Origin of the sequence: Holophaga foetida DSM 6591 (assembly GCF_000242615.2) — a bacterium.
Taxonomy (GTDB): domain Bacteria; phylum Acidobacteriota; class Holophagae; order Holophagales; family Holophagaceae; genus Holophaga; species Holophaga foetida.
Map to the genome: position 1 here is coordinate 2,129,487 of NZ_KI912268.1, position 19,524 is coordinate 2,149,010.

Here is a 19,524-nt window from a genome sequence, read left to right on the forward strand (position 1 = left end):
CTAGCCAGGCCAGCAGAATTGACAAAAGCCGATAATCGGGAAGCCGAATATGCACGCAATTGCGTGCGAATGCGGTGAGATGCCGGGGATGCAACAGTGGAAAGTCCGATGAAGATCCTCATTGTCGATGACGACAGGAAGCTCTGCCGACTGATCGGGGACTACCTGGAACCCATGAACTACCATGTGGATGCCGCCTACAGCGGTGAGGAAGGGCTCTCCATGCTCACCGCCAATGAGTATCAGGCGGTGATACTTGATGTCATGATGCCCGGCAGGGATGGATTTTCAGTGCTGCAAAGCCTGCGCCGCATCTCGGATGTGCCGGTCCTGATGTTTTCAGCCCGCAATGAGGAGGCGGATCGGATCGTGGGTCTGGAGTTGGGGGCCGATGACTACCTTCCGAAGACCTTCTCTTCCCGCGAACTGCTGGCGAGGCTCCGGGCGGTGACCCGCAGAGCCAGGATGACGCCCAGGAAGGACGAAGAGCCGGAGGCCCCGAAATCCCTGGTGGTCGGCCCATTGGCCATAGCCCTGGAAGCGCGGGAGGTGACGCTTGGGGGACAGGCGATCAAGCTCACCGCAGTCGAGTACGAAATCCTGGTCTGCCTGGCCCAGTCCGCTGGGCGGGTGCTCACCCGGGACCGCCTTCTGGATCTGGTGACCGGACGGGATTACGACGCCCTCGATCGGTCCATTGACGTCCACATTTCCTCGCTGCGCCGGAAGCTCGGCGACACCCCCCGGAACCCCCGCCTCATCCAGACCATCCGATCCGCGGGCTACATGCTGAAGAAGGGTGGCGACTGGTCATGAAGAAGCGTGGATTTTCCCTGTTCACCAAGACACTCTTCTGGCTTTTCCTCAACCTGACCGTGCTGCCAGTGATCCTGCTGGTGACTTCGATCCTCTTCAACCACCAGATCATCCTCCATGACATCCTGGCCATCCAGGGCCATGCCCGGATGCGCAAAGCGTTCAGACTCGTCTGCGACGATCTGGCCGGAAGGCCGGAGGACCAGTGGAGTGACACCCTGATCCGGTACTCGAATAAATACAAGGTCGACCTGGTGATCATCTTCGGCGATGGCACATGCTACGCGTCCATGCCCTTCAGGCTTGACGAGTCGATCCTGAACAAGGTGCGCTACTCCATCGATCAGTACCACACCCTCCAGCACAGAGAATACCTGGGCCAGCCGGTCCCGCTCCTGCCGGAGAACAATCCGCTCCATCCCCACCTGCTGATGCAGACCGGCAATCCCCCCCTCTTCTGGACAGGGGTGGTCATCGAGATGCCCCATGGCCCCAAGAGCAAGATGAGCACGGCCATGATTTCGACCGTATCCGATTCGGTCACCGGGAACGGCTTCCTGCTGGAGCCCCTGCCCTGGGTGCTGATCCTCGTGGCCGTAGCCCTCATCTCAGTTGTCCTATGGCTGCCGCTCATCCATCGCATCACGCGGCCCCTGGGACGGATGACCCTGGCGACCGAGCGGATCGCCCGGGGGGACTTCCGGGTCTCCCTGGAGGAGAACCGCGGAGACGAGATCGGCCGTCTGGCCAGGGCGATCAATCGCATGAGTGAACAGCTGGCCCATCTCCTCAAGGGCCACAAGCGCTTCATGGGCGACGTAGCCCACGAGTTGGGTTCTCCCATCGGGCGGATCCAGTATGGCCTGGGGGCTCTCGAACAGCGTGTGGATGAGGGGAATCGGCAGCGGGTCCAGGAGATCATGGAAGAGGTTGATCACATGTCCGCACTGGTCCAGGAGCTCCTGTCCCTTTCGCGGGTGGAGATCGACAAGCGGTCCGTGGTGCTGGTCGCAGCAGAGCTCCTTCCCATGGTGGAGGCAGCGGTCAAACGCGAGTTCACCTCCTCTGTCCAGATCCGGCTTGCGGTGGAGCGCGATCTTTGGGTGGTTGCCTGTCCCAACCTGCTGATCCGCGCGGTGTCGAACCTGATCCGCAACAGCGTCAAGTACGCCGGCAAGGACGGCCCCATTTCGATTTCCGCAAGCCTCCAGGGGGATAGCATCGGCCTCGAGGTGTGTGACTGCGGACCAGGGATTCCCGAGGAATACTTAAGCCAGCTCTTCGAGCCCTTCTTCCGGCCGGAGCCGTCGCGGGATCGGGACTCCGGAGGCGTCGGGCTGGGGCTTGCCATCGTCAAGACCTGCGTGGAGAGCTGTCGGGGAAGCGTGTCAGTCCGCAACCTGCAGCCCCACGGCTTCGCCGTCACCATCCAGCTTGTGAAGGCCCCCCGGCACACGGAATGAGCCGACATGGGGCCACGGGAAATTCATCGCCGGGATAGGGTCAAGATTGCCACCAAGCTGCCTTCCTGGATGGTCCAGGCCGAAGCCGATGTGGAACGCCTGCTGGACGAGCAGTTGAAGAAACTGGACACCGACCACATCGACTTCTACCTGTTACATGCCCTGAACGAGGAGTGGTGGTCGAACCTCAAGCGTGCGGGTGCCTTGAAGATCCTTGAGCGGGCCCAGGCAGACGGGCGCATCCGGCACTTCGGCTTCTCCTTCCACGACTCCCTGAGGGTCTTCAAGGAGATCATCGACAGCTACGACTGGGAGTTCTGCCAGATCCAGTACAACTTCCTGGATGAGGGCTTCCAGGCCGGGGCCGAGGGTCTGGAATACGCGGCCACGCGGCAGGTCGGCGTCATCGCCATGGAGCCCCTGCGGGGCGGGACCCTGGCGGTGCCCCAGCCCGCGAAGATCCAGCAGATCTGGGCCAGGGCCGCCCGGCAGCGGCCCCCGGCGGACTGGGCCCTGCGGTGGGTCTGGAACCACCCCGCGATGATCACCGCCCTCTCCGGCATGAATGCCGAGAGCCAGCTGGCCGAGAACCTGGCGGCCGCAGACCTGGCCGAGACCGACGGATTCTCAGCCGAAGAGCTGGACCTCTTCCAGGAGGTGCGGAATTACTATGCCTCCCGTATGGTGGTTCCCTGCACCACCTGCGGTTACTGCTCCCCCTGCCCCAAGGGCGTCGCCATTCCCATCACCTTCAGCGCCTACAACACCGGGAGCATGTTCGACACCTGGAAGAGTGCGGCCTGGAGCTATGACACATTCACGGTGAAGGCGGGCCATGGCGCCGACCAGTGCACCCAGTGCGGGGCCTGCGAACCCCAGTGCCCCCAGGGGATCCCCATCATCGAAAAGCTGAAGGAGGCGCACCGGGCGCTGGCCCAGGCACTCTGAAGTCCCCGGTGAGGAGGGGGCACCGAAGCAGGGGCTCCCTCCTCACCCAGGCTAGACCTTCCGCGTCGGGTTCGGAAAATGCGGTCAGACCTGGACGATCCGGTAGCGATCGTTGCCCATGCGCAACGCCTTCATGTAGCTGAGCTGGCGCAGCCCCTTGCGCGACTCGATGCGCTCCTTGAGGTCGTGCAGCTCAGCCTCCGGGAGCCTGTAAACCATATCGATGGAGGCTTGGTCCACAGCAAGAAGGTCGGTGGAGGCGAGGATGCCGAGATTGCGTGCCTTGACCGGAGCGGCGGCTACGCCCGCGCAGTCGCAATCGACCGACATGTTGCGCAGCACGTTGATGAAAACGATCCGCCTGCCGAAGTGGTCGACCGTGGCCTTGGCCGACTCGACCATGTTCTCCATGAACAGTTCTCCCATGAGCCACTTGGAATAATCCTCGTGGTCAGGTGCCGCATGCACCATCTTCTTGCCGATGGGGCCATCCGCGCAGCCGATGGCAATGTTCTTCATGGAGCCGCCGAAGCCCCCCATGGCGTGGCCCTTGAAGTGGGTGAGCACCACCATGGCGTCGTAGTTGAGCATGTGCTTACCCACGGACATTTCCGTGAAGTGCCTGCCGCCCTTGACCGGAATCATCACGGCACCGTCCTCGTCCATGATGTCCACGGGGCAGAAGTCCCAGCCATTGGTTTTGAGCGTCTTCCGGTGATCCTCGGTGGTGTAGCGGGCTCCCTTGTACAGGGTGTTGGTCTCGACCAGGGCACTGTTGGGAATGCTCTGCTGAAGGGCCTTGACCATGTCGCGCGGCAGGATGTTCGGGCCGTTCGGTTCGCCGGTGTGCAGTTTGATGGCCACCTTGCCGCCGATCTCCCCGCTGATCTTCTGATAGACCTTCAGCAGTCCCGCAGGACTGATGTCCTCGGTGAAATAGACCCTCGCTTTCACGGGCTCCGCCGCGGCGGCCCGGCCGAATCCACCCAGCTCAGCAGCGGCCACTGCACCGGCTGTCGCCACTCCAACCTCCAGGAAAGTGCGACGGGAAATGTGCCTGCTCATGAAAAACCTCCCTTGTCTTCACGTGGATCTGCCCATGGTTTTCAAAGGCAGCCGATCAGTCTCAACCGTGTAGAAAACGCGATGGCTAGTGTGGTTTCCCCCCAAGGAGGTGGTCCCAGATTCATGGCCACCACACGGGCTCTGGCCGTCAGATCCGGAGTCGCTGCTCCACACCTCGGCAACCATCGACATCACCCCCTGGCGTCCAGGAAGGCGGCCAAGGCCGCTTCCTGGACGTGGGCCAGGCTTGCGCCGCTGGCCAGGGCCGCCGCCCGGCAGTCCTCGTATTCCGGCTTGACCCGCTGCTTGCCCTCCAAGTGGGCAACCTTGCAGCGGACCGTCCCGTAGGGCGTCTCCACCGGTATCTGCTCCCGAGGCAGTAATGTCCGCTCCAGAATCCGGTGGCGCACCCCCAGGCTGCTGGTCTCCCGGAGGATGGACCCGGCGAAGCGCTCCATGGCCTCGGACGGACAGAGAAGGCTCAGGGTGTGCCCCGGACGCCCCTTCTTCATCAGAATAGGGGTGAGCCAGACATCCAGGGCCCCCTCGCCCAGGAGGCGCTCGGTGGCGAAGGCCAGGGCCTCCGGTGTCATGTCGTCGAGGTTGGTCTCCAGGAGGGCCACCTGGTCGCTCCCGGCATCCGGGGTCTCCAGCAGGATCGCCCGAAGCACATTGGGCCAGGGCAGTTCAGCCTTGCCAAGGCCATAACCGCTGCGGAGCAGCGTGGCCTCAGGAAGCTCGCCGAAGCCGTCGGTCATGGTGCGGGCGATGGCCAGGCCCGTGGGGGTCGCCAGCTCCCGCATCACGGGCTGGGGCGGCCGGGTGATGGGCACACCCTCCGCCAGGGCCAGGGTGGCCGGAGCGGGCAGAGGGATCCGGCCATGGCGGCAGCGCACCCAGCCCCGGGTCATGGGGATGGATGAGGCCAGCACCCGGTCCGGGGCGAGCAGGTGGATGGCCAGGGCGGCCCCCACGATATCCAGGATGGCGTCCCCGGCCCCCACCTCGTGGAAGTGGATGGTCTCCACCGGCACCCCATGGACCCGGGACTCGGCCTCGGCCAGGAGCCGGAAGGCGGCCAGGGACTTCTGAACCACCGGTTCCGGCAGCCGGGCAGCCAGGATGAGGGCCTCGATCTCGGCCAGGTGCCGCTCAGGCTCCACGAGGTCGGGTCGGGGGGTGGGGCGGTAGGCCGTGCCCGCCAGGACCCCCTTCCGGGCCTTGGACCATGCGGGGTCCCAGCCATCCAGCCCCAGGGAAGCCAGGCCCGCCCGGAAGGCCTCGGTGTCCAGACCCAGATCCAGGAGGGCCCCCACCGTCATGTCCCCACTGATGCCTGAGACGCAATCCAGGTAGAGCAGTTTCATGCGGGCCTCCGGTTGATGAGGGAGGCCAGGGCGGCGGCACCGTAGCCGTTGTCGATATTTACAACCCCCACGCCCGAGGCGCAGCTATTGAGCATGGCCAGCAGGGCCGCCACGCCGCCGAAGCTGGCGCCGTAGCCGACGCTGGTGGGTACGGCGACCACCGGGCAGGGCACCAGGCCCGCCACCACGCTGGGCAGGGCCCCCTCCATGCCCGCCACCGCGATGATTACGCTGGCCCGCTCCAGCTGCTCCCGGTGGGCCAGGAGACGATGGATGCCCGCCACACCTACATCGAAAAGCCGCTCCACGCGGTTCCCGAGGAACTCGGCGGTGAGGGCGGCCTCCTCCGCCACCGGAATGTCCGAGGTACCGGCGGTGACCACGGCGATCACCCCGGGAGCGGGCTCCTGGGGGGATCGCCGCACCTGGATGATCTTCGCCTCGGGGTGCCAGGTGGCGTCGGGGGCCACCTGGGCCACGGCCTCATAGGCCTCCCGGGAGGCCCGGGTGCCCAGCACGTTGTCCAGGTGCCCCAGCATTTTCTGGAAGATCCCCTGGGTCTGCTCCGGAGTCTTGCCCTGGCAGAAGATCACCTCGGCCTGGCCCCGCCGGAGCCCGCGGTGCATATCGAGTTTGGCGTAGCCCAGGTCGGCGAAGGGCAGCTCCCGGAGCCCCTCCAGGGCCGCCTCCTCGGACAGACGTCCCTCCCGGACCTCTCGCAGCAGCTGGCGCAGTTTCTCTTCTTCCATGCGGGACCTCTCAGGCGTTCATGCTGCCCATGCGGTAGCCCGCCAGGTCGAGGACGACCTGGCGGAACCCCAGGGCCTTCAGGGCTTCATCCATGTGGGGACGATCGGCCATCAGCCGTTCCATCTCTCCGGGCAGCAGCTCCAGCCGAGCCATGTCCCCGTGACAGCGCACCCGGCACTGGGAGAAGCCTTCGGCGCGGAGCAACTCTTCGGCGGCGTCGACCCGGGCCAGCAGCTCGGGCGTCAGTCGCTGTCCCGTGGGGAAGCGGGTGGCCAGGCAGGCGAGGGAGGGACGGTCCCAACCGGGGATGCCCATCTCCCGGGACAGTTCCCGGATGACGGCCTTGCGGAGTCCGAAACGGGCCAGGGGGCTCTCGACCCCCAGCTCCGCCAGGGCCTTGAGGCCGGGACGGTAGTCGCCCAGATCATCGGCGTTGGTGCCATCCATCAGCACATCGCAGCCCTCCTCCCGGCTGGCGGCCAGGATGTTCTGGAACACGAAGCGCTTGCAATGGTAGCAGCGGTCCGGCGGGTTGGTGTCGAAGCCGGGGATCACCGAAGCGTCCACCTCCAGGATCCGGTGCGGCACCCCGCACCGGGCCAGGGTGGCCAGGCCCTCGGCCTTCTCCCGACCCGGGAGGGCAGCCGAAACCACCATGAAGGCCCGGACCCGGTCCGGCCCCAGGGTGCGGCTGGCGCAGCTTAGGAGGAATGCACTGTCCACGCCGCCGGAGAACGCAATGCCGACCCGGTTGAAGGGCTGAAGCCAGGACCTTAACGCTTCCAATCTATTCAACGTGACCTCCGGGGCCGCGATGCCTCAAACGGGGGAGCCAGGGGCTGGTTCCCCAGCATACGCCGCAGCCGGCCACCCAGCCCTTCGGCTTTCTGGAGTTTCCGCTTGGTATGGACATGGTCATCGATTCCGTTTCCAGGCTACGTCCCCATCCGAACCAGCAGTATCCCGATCCTGCGAATTTGTTGCCTGATCCTCTCGTCTCCTGGTGGTTTGATACCTGGGCTTTGATGCATTATGTGTGTAAGTTGTTGCAGATTAGGTCTTATGTGCTTGTGGGCCGCTCTGTCCGACCCGGGTTGACTCCATTTGCCTGGGGCCCTGACCCTGGGTCTGGTGAGGGATGGGTGACCCTTCGTTCGCCCGATGGCACGAAGGCAAGTCGGATCAGGCAAGAATTCGGCAGGATCGTTCTACCGCTGCCTGTGTGCCTGTCCTGAAAATACAGTTGCAAGCTTGGCTCCGCACGGGTGGAGCGGGAACCAAGGTGAGGAAAAGCCTCGGCGCACGTCCTGCCACCCCAATCATTCCTCAGTGCCCATGGCCGCCCGTTGTGCGACCACTGGCCTGTCTTTTCCGACTCAAGGGGTTCCCCATGAACAAAGCCCTCACATCCCTGGCGCTGGGCGCCTCGATTTCCGCGGCCAGCCTGCTTTCAGCCGGTGACACGGCGGCCTGGGACAAGACCTTCACCCTCAGCCCCAAGGTCATCCACGAGAAGGTGTCCTATCCCAATCGGTACGGCATCACGGTCTCTGCAGACCTCTACCTCCCCAAGGACCGGGATGCGTCCAAAAAGCTTCCCGCGATCGTTGTGGGAACTCCGTACGGAGGCGTGAAGGAGCAGGGGGCCGGCATCTATGCCCAGACCATGGCCGAGCGAGGATTCGTAGCCATTGCGTTCGACGAGTCCTTCAACGGGGAGAGCACCGGCACGCCGCGGCATGTCTCGTCTCCGGAGATATTTGTCGAGGACTTCAGCGCCGGGGTGGATTTCCTGGGCACACGTCCATTCGTCGACCGTGGGCGGATCGGTGCCATCGGCATCTGCGGCAGCGGCGGGTTCGCCCTGACCGCCGCCCAGGTGGACCACCGGATCAAGGCGGTGGCCACCGCCAGCATGTACGACATGAGCCGGGTCATCCGGAACGGATGGAAGGACAGCATGAGTGACAAGGAGCGCAGCCAGGCCCTGGATGCCCTGGGGGAGCAGCGCTGGGCCGACTTTGAAGCCCGGTCGCCGAAGCTGAATCCGACCTTCCCCAAGGAAATACCCGAATCGGGACCAGACCCCATCACCCGGGAGTTCTTCGATTACTACGTGGCCCCCCGGGGGCACCACCCGAGATCCATCGGCGCCTTCACGCTGACGAGCGCCATGTCGTTCATGAACTTCTCCATGATGAGCCACCTGGAGACGATCTCTCCGAGGCCCATCCTCTTCATCATCGGGGAGCACGCCCATTCCCGGTATTTCAGCGAAGATGCCTTCAAGAAGGCCGCAGAGCCCAAAGAACTCTATGTCGTGCCCGGAGCCAGGCATATCGATCTGTATGACCGGGCCGATATGATCCCGTTCGACAAGCTGACGGAATTCTTTGTTAAATACCTCCGCTGAGAGTTTCATAGGCGGATCCTACGAAACCTTTGCACAGGGCCACGACCGTGGCCCTGTTTCATTTTCGGCCAGATGCATGGTCGACTCCGGACTCTCCTCACCGCGAAGGGAGGGTGGAGGCGTTCCCCATCCAGGGCAGGACGGGTGCACAAGCGCCTGACTTTTCCTGACGATCCAGGGCATCCGCCGGACCGGCATCCTGCACTGCGGCCTCGCGATCAAGACCCATCGCAAAAGCATGATTGGCCGCTGCCTGATTTCAGATGCTTTTGGTTGGTATTGCATCAATGATTTTTAGAACGTTATTTATGGTAATTCTCAAATATGATGTATCGCGCCCCGATTGCCAAATAAGACAATACAAAATGCCGAATACGGCAAATATAATAATATAAATAATTAAAGTAGTACAATAATAGAATTTAGAAATGGCACAAGTCTGGCCATTCAGACTCTTGATGAACTATGTCCATAAGGTTCATTTTTCTAGTAGGCAGCAAATGTCGGTGTAGTGAACCTTGTAAAGCAATTTTAACAATTTAATATTGTGTCAATTTTAATGGAATTATATGTCAAAATCCTTCGATGCCAAAGAAAAGACGACGATTGATCGTCGCAATATGCTGAAGGCCTTGGTGGGAGGCTGTGCCACAGCGTCGCTGACCGGATGTCTCGTCCGAGAGCAGGAGCCTGGGGCCAAGGGATGGGTTCCCCAGCAGTACGATGCGCCCAGCAACTGGCCACCACAGGTCCGCGGACGGGTGCCCATCGATCCGGAGAACCCCTCGATTGTTCGCGACGATCGGAAGTGTGTGCTCTGTGGGCAGTGCATCGAGGTCTGCAAGAAAATCCAGACCATCTATGGATCCTATGCACTGCCCGTCAAGGACGACTTCATCTGCATCCACTGCGGCCAGTGCACCCTCTGGTGCCCGACGGGCGCAATTGCGGAAGCCGACGACAGGACACGTGTCCTCCAGGCCCTGAAGGATCCGACCAAGGTCGTGATCGTCCAGACCGCGCCTTCAACCCGTGTGGGCCTTGGCGAAGAATTCGGCATGCCCGCGGGCAGCTGGGTGGAGGGCAAGCAGGTCGCCGCCCTGCGCCGCCTGGGATTCAGCAGGGTGTTTGACACGAACTTCACGGCGGATCTCACCATCATGGAGGAAGGTTCGGAGCTGATCGAGCGCCTCACCGGAAAGTCCGAGGCCCCGCTGCCCCAGCTGACCTCCTGCTGCCCCGGCTGGGTCAAGTTTGTTGAGTACTACTACCCCGAATGGATGCCCAATCTTTCCACTGCGAAATCCCCCCAGCAGATGCTCGGCGCCGTGTTGAAGACCTATTACGCCAAGAAGACCGGCATCGACCCCAGGACCATTTTCAGCGTTTCGGTCATGCCCTGCACGGCCAAGAAGTTCGAATCCGCGCGCCCGGAATTCAATGCTGCCGGTCGCTACTGGAAGAACGATGGCCTCCGGGACATCGACGCAGTCCTGACCGTCCGGGAACTGGCCTTGCTGATGAAGGAGGCCGGGCTTGATTTCGCCTCATTGCCCGAAGAGTCCTACGATTCGCTTCTGGGCGAGGGCTCCGGGGCAGCCCTCATCTTTGGCAGCACCGGGGGGGTCATGGAGGCCGCGGTGCGCACCGCCTACCACGCGGTGACGGGCCAGAAGGCACCGGCCCTGGCCTTCGATCTGGCACCCGTCAGAGGCCTGAGCGGTGTCAAGGAAGCCAGCCTTGATGTGCCGGGACATGGGAAGGTGTGCGTCGCCGTGGCCCACGGACTCCACAACGCCAGGACCCTTCTCGACCGGGTGAAGGCAGGCACGGCGCGCTATGACTTCATCGAAGTGATGTCATGCCCTGGTGGGTGCATCGGGGGTGGAGGCATGCCGCGCAGCTCGGTCCCCCCGGCTGACGATGTCCGCAGGAGCCGGATCCGAAGCCTCCAGGTCAAGGATGCCGCCGGGACCCTGCGCGAAAGCCATGAAAACCAGGAGATCAAGGAGCTCTACCGCAGCTTCCTGGGCAGACCCCTCAGTCACCTGTCCCACGAACTGCTGCATACGGACTATGTTTCACGCGCCAAGCACCTGAAGGTCGATCCGAAGGCCCTTGAGGAAATCCTGGCAGGCCAGGTTACGGAGGCAAGCCGCCCATGAATGGTTCCAACGCGGTACTCGTTGATCTGACCCAATGCGTCGGCTGCGGCAGTTGCACCGTCGCCTGCAAACTTTGGAATGGGAAGCCCTATGACAAGGGAGCCCCGGCGACGGGCCTGCATCCGGTGGCGGACCATAGCAACTGGACGACGCTCACCCAGCGGAAAGCAGAAAAGGATGGTGCTCCGGCATGGCGCTTCGTGAAGGCGCAGTGCATGCACTGTGAGGAGCCCGCGTGCGTCTCCTCCTGCATGTCGAAGGCCATGCGCAAGACCGAGCAGGGCCCGGTGGTCTACCGTCCGGACCTCTGCGCTGGCTGCCGGTATTGCATGATGGCCTGCCCCTTTGAGGTCCCCAAGTACGAGTGGGGGAAGGTGATCCCATCGGTTTCCAAGTGCCAGATGTGTTCCACCCGCCTTGCCCACGGCCGGTCGCCAGCCTGCACGGACGCTTGTCCGACGGGTGCCCTGCGCTTCGGCAGACGCCAGGAGCTGCTGGGGATCGCTCACGACAAGCTGAAGACCGGGCGGTACGTGAACAAGGTCTACGGCGAGAGGGAAGCCGGAGGGACCAGCTGGCTGTATATCTCGGACATACCGTTCGGCCAGCTGGGCTTCAAAGCGAATGTCACCAGCGAGTCCCTGCCTGCCATCGCGGAGCACTACATGCGCAAGACGCCAGCCCTCCTGCTGGGCGGGGCCGCTCTGTTCATGGGCCTGAGCAAGTTGATTCAACGCAAGAAAGCGGTTGCCGCCGCCGAGGAGGGGAAGCGTGAACAATAGCGGAATTCTGCAATTCGACACCACCTGGGGGGGGTGGCGCCTGCGCATGACCCCCTTCAGGGCCGTGCTTGCCGGGATGGCAGGTCTGTTTGTGCTGTTGGCGGCCTTCCGGCTTCTTACGGGCCTCGGCGCTTCGACCAATCTGAGCGACCAGTGGCCCTGGGGCTTGTGGATCGGTGTCGATCTGACCGCTGTGGCCCTGGCTGGCGCGGGGTACAGCATGTGCGTGATGTCCCACGTGCTGCACATCGATGATTTCCACGGCATCTCGCGGCGCGGGATGCTGATCTCCCTCCTGGGCTATGTCTTCGTCCTGCTGACCCTGATCCTCGAAATCGGACGGTGGGACAACGCCTACACACCCTTCCTGTCCTGGGGGCATGCCTCTCCTCTTTTCGAAGTCGTGATCGCGGTCAGCATCTACATGGCCATCCAGGTGGTGGAGTTCAGCGAAGTCGCCACCGAGAAGATTTTCCACTCGGCCAACCGATACGTTCAGCTTCTGCTGCCAGCGGCCTTCATCATCGGAGCCATCCTGCCCTTCGGGCATCAGGCCTCCCTCGGTGCGATCTATCTCCTCATGAAGGGGCGCCTGCATCCGCTGTGGTGGTCGGACATGCTGCCCTGGTTCTTCCTGGCGACCTCTTTCTACGCTGGCCCGGCGATGGTGGTCCTCGAAGCCATCGGGTCGGCCAAATGCTTCGGTCAGGAGGTCGAGATGCGGATTCTCACCCGATTGGCGCGGATTGCCGCCGCGATCATGGGGGTCTACTTCGTTGCGAAGCTCCTGGACCTCGCCCGATTGGGGCAGCTCCAGGGTCTGGGTGCCGGATCCTTCGAGGTGCCCATGTTCCTGGGCGAGATGGTCATCTGCACGGCGCTGCCTGCTGCGCTTGCCTTTTCCCCATGGGGAAAGACCAAGAAGGGGCTGTTCATCTTCTCCCTGCTGAGCATCGCCGGGGTTGTCCTCAACCGAGTGAACGTCGTCTTCACCGGGATGTATCGCGCCATCGGGAGCGGCTACTCCCCATCCCTCGTGGAATGGGGCATCACCCTGGGGCTGCTCGCCGCGGTCATCCTCGCCTACCTATTCGTCGTCGAGAACTTCAACATCTTCAATCGCCAGCATTGAGCCACTATCTTTCTGCGCTGCGGTGGCGCAGCCCCTCGATGTCCCGTCTCGGCGGCATGCCGAAGAGTCGGCTGTATTCCCGGCTGAAATGGGAGGGGCTTTCGTAACCGACCTGGAAGGCCGCGCTGGCCGCGTCCATGGATTCGTTCAGCATCAACCGTCTGGCTTCGTTCAGTCGGAGCCACTTCTGGTATTGAAGGGGGCTCATGGCCGTGAGTTGGCGGAAGTGGTGGTGGAGAGTCGAACTGCTCATCTGGGCGTGGGCCGCGAGCTCCTCGATGCGAAGGGGTTGGACATAGTGGGTCTTGAGCCAATCGATGGCCCGTGCGATCCGATGGCTCTGGGTGCCCACGGAGGCGATCTGCCAGAGCCGGGCTGCCTGGTCACTCATCAGAAGGCGAAAATGGACCTCCCGCTCAATGAGGGGAGCCAGCACCGGGATGGAGGCGGGCTCCTCCAGCAGCTCCAGCAGGCGAAGAAAGGGGTCGAGCAGGGGTGGCGTGAGGCTGCCCAGGCTCGCGCTCCCGGGCTGGGTGGAGCCCTTTGCAGGCGGGCGGCCAATCTGGGCAATCAGCTCCGCCATGATCCGCAGGTCGAGCTTGAGGCTCAGGCCCAGGCAGGGATGGGACGGACTGGCGTCCAACACCTGCGAGCTGGCCGGGAGGTCGAGGGAGGTGATGAGGAAACGGTCGGGGTCGTAGGCATAGGCTTCCTCACCGATCAGCAGCTGCTTGGCACCCTGGAGGACCAGGACGATGCTGGGCTCCACCAGGCAAGGACAGGGTTCGGTCCGACCTTCCCGCCGGAAGAACTGGAGCCCAGGCACCGGAGCCTGATACCCCTCCTGACCCGCAGTCCAGCGATCTATGATGGCGGCCATGCGGGCTCGGATGGGATCGAGTTGAGCGGCGTGATGCTTGGCGGGGGTGGGCTGCATGGCGATCTCCTGGCCATCTACCAGGGAATGATATTCCACTACGGTGCAAAGCACCTGAATGTCCGACACCAAGGCGGATCAGGCAAGGATTCGACAGGATCATGCTATCGATGCCGGGGGGCGGCATCAGAGAATGGCTTCAGGCGCTCAGCCCCGACCCCCTTCGGGGCCCGGTGCCCTCAGGATGGCCCCTCATTCCCGGCGGGCCCCGGAAGGATCATGACCAGAATCCCCTCACCCCCCCGACCCAACCCATGGAACGCCATCGGATCGATGTCAATGTGCGTGGCGCTCCTGATCGCATCAGAATTCATGCCGGTCAGCCTCCTGACACCGATCGCCGCTGACCTCCATATCACCGAGGGCATGGCGGGGCAGGCCATTTCGGTCTCGGGGGCTTTTGCGGTCGCGACGAGCCTGTTCATCGCGGCCATCGCTTCCAGGCTCGATCGTCGAACTGTCTTGCTCAGCCTCACTGCGGTCATGCTGGCTTCTCTCCTCCTGATCGCCATCGCCCCGAGCTATGTGGCCCTGATGGGCGCCAGGGCCCTCCTCGGAATCACGGTGGGCGGGTTCTGGGCCCTGTCCACGGCCACCGTCATGCGGCTTGTTCCGGAGGGATCCGTGCCGAAGGCTCTTGGGGCGCTTTATGCCGGAAACGCCGTCGCCACGGCCTTTGCGGCACCGATCGGCAGCTATTTCGGGAGCCTCCTGGGATGGCGTCGGGTGTTCCTGGCCTTGAGCCTGCTGGTCCTTGTCAATCTGGTCTGGCAGTGGGTGAGCCTGCCCAGGCTGCGGTCTGAAACCAAGGCCCACCCCCTCCATTCTTTCGGCCTGCTGCGCCGGAGGAACGTGTGGCTCGCCATGGCGGCCGTGATGCTCGCCTTCGGGGGTGCCTTCTCGACGTTTACCTACCTGAGGCCCTTCCTCGAGATCCGGACGGGCGTCCAGGTGTCCCAACTGTCGCTCCTGTTTCTTGCCCTCGGGGTGGCCGGATTCTTCGGAACCTATGGGGCGAGTCTACTGGTCCGTCGGCATCTCCGCAGACTGCTGGCCGGTCTGCCGGTTGCTCTGGGCTTGGCCACCCTCACGCTGCTCCTGGTCGGGCGCCATATTTGGCCGGTCGCTCTGACTCTCTTTGTCTGGGGCCTTCTGAACTCGGCCATCCCAGTGGCCTGGTCCAACTGGCTGGCGCAGGGCATCGCGGACGATCCAGAGGCTGGCGGCGGCCTGATGGTGGCAGCCATCCAGTTGGCGATCATGATCGGATCCGCCTTCGGTGGGCTGCTCTTCGATCATGTTTCCCTGGCTGCCACCTGGATCGCAGGCGCAGTCATGTTGATGGTTGGTGCCCTGCTCGTCGGCGACGCCCGCAGGCTTTTCCCCGTCCGAGGTACCCCACCGGAGACGCGGACCCCACTCCCCGCCAAAGCCTTTCCCGAGCCCGGTTGTGAGCCATAGCCACCTCTTGATATCCCAAAAAAACCCGCCTTGCGGCGGGTTTTTTTGTGGTGGAGGTGGCGGGAGTCGAACCCGCGTCCAAGAAGTGTGAAGTGGAGGGTCATCCACAGGCTTGGTCCATTTCGCGTGACCTCTGCAGGGGAATTGGACAACCCTGATCGAGGACTTGCCTCCTGATCTCGATCACCGGGCGGAGGCACTCCGGCGATCCATCCTGTCCCACCGTCCGGCAGACCGAAGTCACCCTTTCAGTGGTTTTACGAGCCCGCTACCAGGAGATCACGGGGACTCGCTACAACCGCGGTTAAGCGGCGTAGGCCAGTTCGAAGTTATCGTTGGCAGTTTTGTTTTGATCGGATTGATAAGGGGGCCCTCCGACCAACCCCCGCCTGCATCTCGCACCCCTACGTCAACCTGTCGAAACCGGTCACCCCCGGGTGCGGCTCCTCCCCTCAAGGAGGGAACCGTGGGATATCGAGTATGGGGTCTGAGGGGCCCAGCCTCAAGCTGTGATCTGCGATCCGGCTCCTCTCGGAGTAACATAAAGTTTTGGAGCCGCCTTTGACCCCACAGCAGGGAAACGTCTATGTCCTTTCCGCACCCTCGGGGGCGGGGAAGTCGACCCTTGTGCGGCGTCTGCTGGAGAAGCTACCGGATCTCATCTTTTCGATCTCCTTCACCACCCGGCCTCCCCGGGAGGGCGAAGTGAACGGCGAGGACTATTTCTTTGTGGATGACGCCACCTTCGACGCCATGCTGGCGGAGGACGGCCTGCTGGAATGGGTCCAGGTCTACAAGAACCGCTACGGCACCGGCCGCGCCTGGATCCAGGAGCAGCGGGCCTCTGGGAGGGACATCCTCCTGGATATCGAGACCGTGGGCGCGAAAAACGTCAAATCGGCCCTGCCGGAAGCCATCCTGATCTTCCTTCTGCCCCCCACGGCAGAGGAGCTGACCCGCCGCCTCCGCGGCCGGGGCACCGAGACCGAAGAGCAGCTGACGGTCCGCCTCCAGCACGCCCGGCATGAGATGGAACAGTTCCCCCACTACGATTATCTGGTGGTGAACGAGGACCTGGAAGACGCCTACCGCCAGCTCGAGTCGATCTTCGTGGCAGAGCGCAGCCGTCTGACCCGCATGAGACCCATCGCCGATCACATCCTCGCCACCTTCTGAGGCTCCCGTGCCCCTCCCCTCCCACGCAACCCGAAAGACAGGAAGCTCCATGGCACGCTGGTTCGGCAGGTACTGGATCGTTCTCACCGTGGCGGCCACCCCCCTGGTGTATGCCCCCCTGTCCGGACGGGGTGGCGAGGAGCGGGCCAAGCAGCGGAGCCTGGACACCCTGGCGGAGGTCATGACCCTGGTGCAGAAGGAGGCCATGGAGCCCCCGACGCCCAAGCAGGCCACCCACGCCACCATCCAGGGCATGCTCCACACCCTGGACCCCCACTCCAACTACATGGACGAAGGGGAATTCCGCTCCCTCCGCGAGGACCAGCGGGGCACCTTCTTCGGCATCGGGGCCATGATCCAACAGCAGCCGGACGGCGTGGTCATCACCAGCATCGTCCGAGGCGGTCCCGCCGAGAAGATGGGCCTGCGCCCAGGGGACACCTTCAAGGAGATTGATGGCAAGACCGCCGAGGGCCTCAGCAGCTCCCAGGTGGTGCAGCGTCTCCGTGGGGACAAGGGCACGGTGGTGGAGGTGACGGTCCAGCGCCCAGGCTACCCCGAGAACCTGAAGTTCAGCATCACCCGGGCCGAGATCCCCTCCAACAGCGTCTACTACAGCTTCATGCTCACCCCCACGACGGGCTTCATCACCGTCAAGGACTTCGGGGAGACCACCTCAGAGGAGTTCCAGCGGGCCATCGCCAACTTGAAGCGCCAGGGGATGAAGGAGCTGATCCTGGATCTGCGGTACAACCCCGGCGGGCTCCTGGACGCCGCCATTGGCATCTGCCGCCAGCTCCTGGGCCCCAACGAGATCATCGTGAGCCAGCGGGGCCGAGAGGCCAAACAGGTCTCCGTAACCCGCACCCCAGCGGGAAGCGCACTGGACCCCTTCCCCCTGGTGGTCCTCATCAACCGGGGTTCTGCCTCGGCCTCCGAGATCGTCACCGGAGCCGTCCAGGACCATGACCGGGGCTTGGTGGTGGGCACCACCAGCTGGGGCAAGGGGCTGGTCCAGACCGTCCTCCCCATCGGCCGCAGCCGGGGCTTGGCCCTCACGGTAGCCCGCTACTACACCCCCTCGGGACGATGCATCCAGCGGGACTACCAGCACGGCCTGGACGACTACCTGCTGCCGGATGACAAGCAGCCGGAGGTGCCCAAGGGCCCCGCCTACCGGACGGACCTCAATCGCGTGGTCTACGGCGGCGGGGGCATCCAGCCGGACTACGTGGTGGACCAGAGCAAGCTGACGACCTTCGTGGCCACCCTACGGGGCCGCTATGGCGCCTTCTTCAAGTTCGCCCTGGTGGAGAAGGAGAAGTTCGGCGTGAAGCAGGGGGAGGTCGCCTCCGAGCTGGTGCTGGCCCGCTTCCAGGAGTGGCTGAAGACCGAGAAGATCCCCTTCACCGAAGCGGATTGGAAGGATCCCGCCACCCAGAACGATATGCGGGACCAGATCACCTACGAGCTGCAGAACATGGCCTTCGGCATCGAGGCTGGCTGGCGCTACCTTTGCAGCCGGGATCCCCAGGTCCAGAAGGCCCTCCAGCTCTTCCCCGAGGCAGAGCAACTCCTCAAGCGCAAGCAGCTCGTGCAGAAGCCCGAAGCAGGAACAAGCCAGGCCAAGCTGTAGGCTTCCCGGATTACAGAAACGCCACGCGACGCTGGAAGTCGGCGTGGCGTTTCTTTGAGGAAGCGTTCAGGCGTTCTGCTTGGCGATCTTGAGGGCCTCGTCGACACTCGGAGCCTCGTAGACCGTGAGACCGCACTGCTTGGAAGGCTCCTTCCAGCGCTTGGAGGCCATGTTGGTGACGGCGCTGCTGGAGACGATGTTGATCAGGTTGGTCATGCCAGCCGCAAGCTGGTTCTTTGGGACGTATTCCTGGAACATGGCCGCATCCTCCTGCTTCAGCACCAGGCCTGCGGGCACCTCGACGATGAGGGTCTTGGCGCCAAGCCGCTTCCCTTCGGAATTGCACTTGTCCACCATCTCCTTGACGTTATGGAACTTCTCCCAGTGGACGATCAAGGCCTTGCTGGAAGGATCGTGCTCCATGCGGATCACGCCGGGCGCACTGAATGCGGGTTGATAAGCCATGACGGTTACTCCCATCTTATTGATATGCCGGAGCATCGCCCAGTATTGTGAATTTAATTCACAATAGATCCACAATCAAACATTTGCAAGGGTTCACCAGGTCAAGGCGCACCCTGATTGAGCAGGTCCAGAATCGGCTCCAGGACCGCCCGGCTCTGCTTGAGGGCACGGCCACGGAAGAAGTGGACCGGGATCAGCCCCTGCAGGGAGTTGGTGAGGAACAGCCCCTCGCAGCGCACCAGATCCGCAGGGGTCAGGGTGGCCTCCTGAGCCAGCCCCGCCTCAAGGATCACTTGGCGCGCCACGCCCGGCAGGGCCCCAGCCGAAACCGGTGGCGTGAAGACGCGGCCCCCTTCTACCAGGAAGAGGGTGGTGCGGCTGCCATCGGTCAGCTCCCCCCGCTCGTTGAGAGCGATGACTTCGAAGAGATCCCGGTCCCGTGCCTCTCGCGCCAGAATGCGGTTCTCCAGATAGGCCAGGGTCTTGAAGGCATTGAGCGGGCTGGAGCTGTGCCGCACCAGGGTATCCGCGAGATCCACAGCCACCGTGTTGCGGACCTCGGGGCTGAAGGCCATGGCCGAAACGATGAGGCGGCGATCCACGGCGTAGAGCCGAAGCACGCCCGAACTCATCCCGGGCACCTGGGTCCTCTGGGCCAGGAAGGTCTCCAAGGTTTCCAGGGAAGGGGGCGGATCCATATCCAGGAAGGCGGCCCCCCGTTCCAGGCGGGCCCGGTGCAGGGAGAGGCGGAGAGGTCGGCCATCCTTCACCCGGATCGTCTCGAAGAGGCCGTAGCCGTGCCGGGCGTCGGAGCGGCTGAGGTCCAGGGTGGCGTCGAGGGTGAGTTCCAGGGTCATGGAACCCAGGATAGGCCATCCAGCAAGTCAGAATCCGATCCGGCCCCGCTTTTCTCTGCGCCCTTTCTTTTGAACCTCTGCGCCCTCTGCG

At 63.3% G+C, this 19,524-nt stretch carries 17 protein-coding genes and 1 other RNA gene; 10 read left to right on the top strand and 8 right to left on the bottom strand.

The annotated features are described in order from the left end of the window. Positions 1–108 precede the first annotated feature (108 nt). From HOLFODRAFT_RS0209455 to HOLFODRAFT_RS0209465, 3 genes are read left to right on the top strand one after another with little or no spacing between them, the layout of a single operon-like run. A complete protein-coding gene (locus HOLFODRAFT_RS0209455; RefSeq protein WP_005038186.1) occupies positions 109–816 on the top strand; it encodes a response regulator transcription factor in 708 nt (235 codons plus the stop codon). Further along, positions 813–2,279 (top strand): sensor histidine kinase, encoded by a 1,467-nt coding sequence (locus tag HOLFODRAFT_RS22940; RefSeq protein WP_005038188.1) that lies wholly within the window; start codon positions 813–815, stop codon positions 2,277–2,279. The genes HOLFODRAFT_RS0209455 and HOLFODRAFT_RS22940 overlap by 4 nt, the downstream gene beginning before the upstream one ends. A gap of 6 nt (positions 2,280–2,285) precedes the next feature. Then, a complete protein-coding gene (locus HOLFODRAFT_RS0209465) occupies positions 2,286–3,227 on the top strand; it encodes an aldo/keto reductase (RefSeq protein WP_005038190.1) in 942 nt (313 codons plus the stop codon). 84 nt (positions 3,228–3,311) lie between these two features. Here HOLFODRAFT_RS0209465 and HOLFODRAFT_RS0209470 read toward each other — a convergent pair whose 3' ends face one another. The 4 genes from HOLFODRAFT_RS0209470 to larE form a co-directional block, all read right to left on the bottom strand. Then, positions 3,312–4,292 (bottom strand): DUF362 domain-containing protein, encoded by a 981-nt coding sequence (locus tag HOLFODRAFT_RS0209470; RefSeq protein ID WP_005038192.1) that lies wholly within the window; start codon positions 4,290–4,292, stop codon positions 3,312–3,314. Positions 4,293–4,483: 191 nt separating this feature from the next. Then, positions 4,484–5,659, bottom strand: coding sequence for a nickel pincer cofactor biosynthesis protein LarC (gene larC / locus HOLFODRAFT_RS0209475; protein ID WP_005038194.1), 1,176 nt, complete (start codon positions 5,657–5,659; stop codon positions 4,484–4,486). Beyond that, positions 5,656–6,408, bottom strand: coding sequence for a nickel pincer cofactor biosynthesis protein LarB (gene larB, locus HOLFODRAFT_RS0209480; RefSeq protein ID WP_005038197.1), 753 nt, complete (start codon positions 6,406–6,408; stop codon positions 5,656–5,658). Before larB ends, larC begins: the two co-directional genes overlap by 4 nt. Before the next feature lie 10 nt (positions 6,409–6,418). Then, the gene (gene larE / locus HOLFODRAFT_RS0209485) at positions 6,419–7,204 is read right to left on the bottom strand and encodes an ATP-dependent sacrificial sulfur transferase LarE (RefSeq protein WP_005038199.1); all 786 of its coding nucleotides are present in this window, start codon (positions 7,202–7,204) and stop codon (positions 6,419–6,421) included. 595 nt (positions 7,205–7,799) lie between these two features. Between larE and HOLFODRAFT_RS0209490 the strand changes: the two genes are divergently transcribed. The 4 genes from HOLFODRAFT_RS0209490 to nrfD all read left to right on the top strand — a co-directional run bounded on the left by HOLFODRAFT_RS0209490 (position 7,800) and on the right by nrfD (position 12,901). Further along, positions 7,800–8,822, top strand: coding sequence for an alpha/beta hydrolase (locus HOLFODRAFT_RS0209490; protein WP_005038201.1), 1,023 nt, complete (start codon positions 7,800–7,802; stop codon positions 8,820–8,822). 569 nt (positions 8,823–9,391) lie between these two features. Next, positions 9,392–10,987: a [FeFe] hydrogenase, group A gene (locus HOLFODRAFT_RS0209495; RefSeq protein WP_005038203.1), complete on the top strand. Its 1,596-nt coding sequence runs from the start codon at positions 9,392–9,394 to the stop codon at positions 10,985–10,987. Then, positions 10,984–11,769 (top strand): 4Fe-4S dicluster domain-containing protein, encoded by a 786-nt coding sequence (locus HOLFODRAFT_RS0209500; protein ID WP_005038205.1) that lies wholly within the window; start codon positions 10,984–10,986, stop codon positions 11,767–11,769. The genes HOLFODRAFT_RS0209495 and HOLFODRAFT_RS0209500 overlap by 4 nt, the downstream gene beginning before the upstream one ends. After that, entirely contained in the window at positions 11,759–12,901 is a 1,143-nt protein-coding gene (nrfD, locus tag HOLFODRAFT_RS0209505) for an NrfD/PsrC family molybdoenzyme membrane anchor subunit (RefSeq protein WP_005038206.1), read from the top strand. The genes HOLFODRAFT_RS0209500 and nrfD overlap by 11 nt, the downstream gene beginning before the upstream one ends. A 4-nt stretch (positions 12,902–12,905) precedes the next feature. Here the strand turns inward: nrfD and HOLFODRAFT_RS0209510 are convergent, their stop codons facing one another. Continuing rightward, positions 12,906–13,838, bottom strand: a complete 933-nt coding sequence (locus HOLFODRAFT_RS0209510; protein WP_005038209.1) for an AraC family transcriptional regulator — start codon at positions 13,836–13,838, stop codon at positions 12,906–12,908. 219 nt (positions 13,839–14,057) lie between these two features. Here HOLFODRAFT_RS0209510 and HOLFODRAFT_RS20340 point away from each other — a divergent pair, with 219 nt between their 5' ends. Beyond that, on the top strand, positions 14,058–15,299 hold the full coding sequence (locus HOLFODRAFT_RS20340) for an MFS transporter (RefSeq protein ID WP_148300408.1): 1,242 nt from the start codon (positions 14,058–14,060) through the stop codon (positions 15,297–15,299). A gap of 48 nt (positions 15,300–15,347) precedes the next feature. On the opposite strand, the gene ssrA is transcribed toward HOLFODRAFT_RS20340, so the two are convergent. Then, positions 15,348–15,734, bottom strand: a transfer-messenger RNA (tmRNA) gene (gene ssrA / locus HOLFODRAFT_RS23955). Between the two features lie 126 nt (positions 15,735–15,860). On the opposite strand from ssrA, the gene gmk reads away from it, so the two are divergent. Together gmk and HOLFODRAFT_RS20345 are read left to right on the top strand one after the other, a co-directional pair. Continuing rightward, the gene (gene gmk, locus HOLFODRAFT_RS0209520; protein WP_005038213.1) at positions 15,861–16,475 is read left to right on the top strand and encodes a guanylate kinase; all 615 of its coding nucleotides are present in this window, start codon (positions 15,861–15,863) and stop codon (positions 16,473–16,475) included. A gap of 49 nt (positions 16,476–16,524) precedes the next feature. Beyond that, entirely contained in the window at positions 16,525–18,111 is a 1,587-nt protein-coding gene (locus HOLFODRAFT_RS20345) for a S41 family peptidase (RefSeq protein ID WP_005038216.1), read from the top strand. A 66-nt stretch (positions 18,112–18,177) separates the two neighbouring features. Here HOLFODRAFT_RS20345 and HOLFODRAFT_RS0209530 read toward each other — a convergent pair whose 3' ends face one another. Continuing rightward, positions 18,178–18,576 carry a hypothetical protein gene (locus tag HOLFODRAFT_RS0209530; RefSeq protein WP_005038218.1) on the bottom strand — a complete coding sequence of 133 codons (399 nt, stop codon included), beginning with the start codon at positions 18,574–18,576 and terminating at the stop codon, positions 18,178–18,180. Positions 18,577–18,677: 101 nt separating this feature from the next. Then, positions 18,678–19,433, bottom strand: a complete 756-nt coding sequence (locus HOLFODRAFT_RS22945; RefSeq protein WP_005038220.1) for an aminotransferase class IV — start codon at positions 19,431–19,433, stop codon at positions 18,678–18,680. Positions 19,434–19,524 lie beyond the last annotated feature (91 nt).